Raw genomic sequence first — 4,276 nt, 5'->3', positions numbered from 1 at the left:
CGCCGGGCCCGCGGGCCGCGCCACCGCCGCCCGCCACCGCTCCAGCCGCGCGGACGCCGCCGCGAGCTCCGCGTCCGCCCACTCCCAGTCCGACCGGTAGTGGTGGGCGAGCAGCGCCAGCCGGATCGCCATCGGGTCGGTGCCCGCCTCCCGCAGCCGCGACACGAACACGAGGTTCCCGCGCGACTTCGACATCTTCTCGCCGTCGAGGCCGACCATGCCGGCGTGGACGTAGGCCCGGGCGTGCGGGCGCTCCCCCGTGGCGACCTGGGCGTGCGAGGCGCCCATCTCGTGGTGCGGGAACGCCAGGTCCGAGCCGCCGCCCTCGACGTCGAACGCCATCCCGAGGTGCTCGATGGAGATCGCCGAGCACTCCACGTGCCAGCCGGGGCGGCCCTCGCCGAACGGCGACTCCCAGCCGGGCTCCCCCGGCCGCCGCCGCATCCACAGCAGCGCGTCCAGCGGGTCGCGCTTGCCGGGCCGGTCCGGGTCGCCGCCGCGCTCGGCGAACAGCGGCGCCATCTCCTCCCGCGACAGCCCGCTGACCTCCCCGAAAGCGGGATCGGCGGACACCGGGAAGTAGATGTCGCCGCCGACCTCGTAGGCGGCGTCCTTGGCCCGCAGCTTCTCGATCATCTCGACGATCAGCGGGATGGACTCGACCGCGCCGACGTACTGGTCGGGCGGCAGCACCCGCAGCGCCGTCATGTCGTCGCGGAAGAGCTGGATCTCGCGGTCGGCGAGCTCCCGCCAGTCCTGCCCCGTCTGCTGGGCCCGCTCCAGCAGCGGGTCGTCCACGTCCGTCGCGTTCTGGACGTAGTGGACGCGGTGGCCGAGGTCGCGCCACACCCGGTTCACGAGGTCGAACGCCAGGTAGGTGTTGGCGTGCCCGAGGTGCGTCGCGTCGTAGGGGGTGATCCCGCACACGTACATCCGGGCCGTCGCGCCCGGCCGCGTGGGCCGCGCGGTGCCCGCCGCCGTGTCGTGCAGGCGCAGCGGCCCCGCCGCGGCGGGCAGTCCGGCGTCGGAGAGGCTGGGGACATCGGAGGCGGGCCACGATCGCATACCCGAAGCTTATCCATGCCGACTCGGTGGGATTGGCCCGGCTTCGCCCGTCCTCAGGAGAGCCGGACCCGCGGGTCCAGGAACGAGTAGCCGACGTCCACGAGCAGGTTCGCGACGATCACGAACAGCGTCACCACCAGCGTCACCCCGATGATCACGGGGGTGTCGCCGAGCGCGATGGACTGGTAGACGAGCTGCCCGACGCCCTGGAGGCCGAACACCTTCTCGGTGACGATCGTCGAGCCGATCAGCGCGCCGAGGTCGATGCCGAACTGGGTGACGACCGGGGTCAGCGCCGCGCGGAGCCCGTGCCGGTACACGACGCGGCGGCGCGACAGGCCCTTCGCGCGGGCCGTCCGGACGTAGTCCTCGCCGAGCACGTCCAGCATCGCGCCGCGGGTGAGGCGGGTGTAGGCGGCGATCATGAGGAAGGCCAGCGCGATCCACGGGAGGATCATGCGCTGCAGGAAGTGCTCCTGGAGCGGCGGGCCCGCCTCGAAGAACCGGAAGCCCGCCTCCCCCAGCCGCGTCGCGAACAGGTACAGCAGGACCAGCGCCATCACGAACGGCGGCGTGGACAGCCCGATCAGCACGAACACCGTCGCGGCGCGGTCGGCGACGCTTCGCGCCCGGGTCGCGCTGAGCACGCCGGTGACGACGCCGCCGACGAACCACAGGATCCCGGCGCCGACGACCAGCCACACCGTCGTGGGGAGCCGGTCGGCGATCAGGGTCGCGACCGGCGTCCCGTTGATGTAGGAGGCGCCGAGGTCGCCCCTCAGCAGCCGCTTGAGGAACTCCCAGTACTGGACGAGGACGGGCTCGTCCAGGCCGAGGTTGCGGCGGATCTGCTCCAGGGTGTCGGTCGTGGCGCGCGGCCCGCCGATGACCCGCTCCACCGGCACGGGCGAGATGTGCAGGAACACGAACACCAGCGTGGACACGAGCCACAGCACGACCACCGCGTACAGCAGGCGGCGGATGACGAAGCGGGTCACGACCGGGTCACCTCCGCCCGCCGGACCGGTCGCCGCGCGGATCGAGCGCGTCCCGGATGCCGTCGCCGAGCAAGTTGAACGACAGCGTGGTCAGCAGCAGCAGCACGCCCGGGACGGCCAGCAGCCACCACGCGGTCTGGAACACGTCGCTGCCCTCGCCCAGCATCGACCCCCAGCTCGGCATCGGGAGCCGCACCCCCACGCCGAGGAACGACAGCGTCGCCTCGAACACGATCGACGTGGGGATCAGCAGCGACGTCAGCACCGTGACCTGCGCGACGAGGTTCGGCAGCACGTCCACCAGCATGATCCGGGTGTTGGACGCGCCGAGCGAGCGGGCCGCCTCGACGAACTCCTTCTGCTTCAGCGACAGCACCTGCCCGCGAATGATCCGGCCGAACGCCGCGAACGAGAAGAACGCGATCACGAGGATCGTCATCGTGAGGCTCGCGCCGACCGAGGAGATCTGGAACGTCGTCGCGAGCAGGATCGCCACCAGCAGGTACGGCAGCGCGAGCGTCATGTCCATCAGCCGGGCCAGCAGCGTGTCCAGCGCGCCGCCGACGTAGCCCGACAGGACCCCGACCAGCGTCCCGACGACCGAGGCGAGCAGGGCCGCGAGGATCCCGACGACCAGCGAGATCCGCGCCCCGTACGCGGCGCGGACGAGGACGTCGCGGCCGAGCTGGTCGGCGCCCAGCCAGAACTCGCCGGACGGGCCGCGGGGCTGCCCGTCGGGGTCCAGGCCCGTCTTCGGGAACGTCGCGTCGTAGGGGTGGCCGGTCCAGCGCGCCCACAGCGGCGCGAGCACCGCGAACAGCACGATGAGCGCCAGGACTCCGAGCGACGCGACCGCGAGCCGGTCGCGGCGGAACCGCGCCCAGGCGAGCTGGAACGGGCTGCGGCCGCGGACCCGGGCCGGCCCGCCCGGCGGCGGACCGCCGTCCTCGCGGAGCTCCTGCGCCTCCAGCTCGGTGTAGCTGCTCACTGCTCGACCTCCGGAAGGTCCGGCTGCGTGGAGACCTGCGCGATCGACGCCTCCCGGCCCGCGAGGCTCTCCCCCGGCTCCACGGGGAAGTGGCAGGCGGTGACGTGGCCCGGCGCGTCGCCGTCCCGCCGGATCAGCGGCGGGTCCTCCTCGACGCAGCGGCCCGCGGCCTTCGGGCAGCGCGGATGGAACCGGCAGCCCGGCGGCGGCTGGATCGGGGACGGCACGTCGCCGGTGAGGACGATCCGCTCGGCGCGCTCGGCCGCGTCCGGGTCGGAGACCGACGCCGCCGACAGCAGCGCCGCCGTGTACGGGTGGCGGGGCCGGACGTACACGTCCTCGACGGCGGCGGCCTCCGCGACCTTCCCGAGGTACATCACCGCGACCCGGTCGCTGACGTACCGCACCAGCGACAGGTCGTGGGCGATGAACACGTACGTCAGCCCGAACTCGTCCTGGAGGTCCTTGAGGAGGTTGACGACCTGCGCCTGGATCGAGACGTCCAGCGCCGACACCGGCTCGTCGCACACGATCAGCTTCGGCCGCAGCGCCAGCGCCCGCGCCACCCCGATGCGCTGCCGCTGCCCGCCGGAGAACTCCGCCGGGAACCGGTTGTAGTGCTCGGGGTTCAGCCCGACCAGCTCCATCAGCTCCTGCACGCGCCGCTTGCGCTCGGCGCCGGCCGCGGTCGCGTGGACGGCGAACGGGTCGCCGATGATCGAGCCGACGCGGCGCCGCGGGTTCAGCGACCCGTACGGGTCCTGGAAGATCATCTGGACGTCGCGGCGGAACGCCTTCAGCCCGGACTTCGGCAGCCCCGTGATGTCGGTGCCCTCGAACAGGATCCGGCCGCTGGTCACCGGGTGCAGGCCCGTGATGCAGCGCGCGAGCGTGGACTTCCCGCAGCCCGACTCCCCGACGATCCCGAGCGTCTCGCCGCGCCGCACCCGCAGGTCGACGCCGTCCACCGCGTGGACGCGGCCGACCTCCTTCTTGAACACGATGCCCTGCCGGATGGGGAAGTGCTTGTACACGCCCTCCACCGAGACCAGGACCTCGCCCTCGCCCTCGATCCTCCGCGCGCTCACCCGCCGCTCCCGTCCGGGCGCGTGCCGCCGCCCTCCGCCAGGCCGCCGTCCTGAGCCAGGCCGTGGTCCTCCGCCAGACCGCGGTCCTCCGCCGGGCCGCCGTCCGCTGCCGGGGCGGCGCCGCTTCGGGTGGCGCC

At 73.3% G+C, this 4,276-nt stretch carries 4 protein-coding genes; all 4 read right to left on the bottom strand.

The window, feature by feature from the left end; all coding sequences use genetic code 11:
* The coding region (gene mshC / locus E1300_RS48010; RefSeq protein ID WP_131763919.1) for a cysteine--1-D-myo-inosityl 2-amino-2-deoxy-alpha-D-glucopyranoside ligase at positions 1-1,065 on the bottom strand (1,065 nt) is incomplete at its 3' end.
* Positions 1,066-1,118: 53 nt separating this feature from the next.
* Positions 1,119-2,063 carry an ABC transporter permease gene (locus E1300_RS48005; protein ID WP_131763918.1) on the bottom strand — a complete coding sequence of 315 codons (945 nt, stop codon included), beginning with the start codon at positions 2,061-2,063 and terminating at the stop codon, positions 1,119-1,121.
* Between the two features lie 7 nt (positions 2,064-2,070).
* On the bottom strand, positions 2,071-3,051 hold the full coding sequence (locus E1300_RS48000) for an ABC transporter permease (RefSeq protein ID WP_131763917.1): 981 nt from the start codon (positions 3,049-3,051) through the stop codon (positions 2,071-2,073).
* The gene (locus E1300_RS47995) at positions 3,048-4,139 is read right to left on the bottom strand and encodes an ABC transporter ATP-binding protein (protein ID WP_242619879.1); all 1,092 of its coding nucleotides are present in this window, start codon (positions 4,137-4,139) and stop codon (positions 3,048-3,050) included. The genes E1300_RS48000 and E1300_RS47995 overlap by 4 nt, the downstream gene beginning before the upstream one ends.
* Positions 4,140-4,276 lie beyond the last annotated feature (137 nt).

It is taken from the genome of Actinomadura fibrosa, assembly GCF_900659615.1.
In the GTDB taxonomy this organism is placed as follows: Bacteria; Actinomycetota; Actinomycetes; order Streptosporangiales; family Streptosporangiaceae; genus Spirillospora; species Spirillospora fibrosa.
This window is presented reverse-complemented; position numbering and strand designations above follow the sequence as displayed.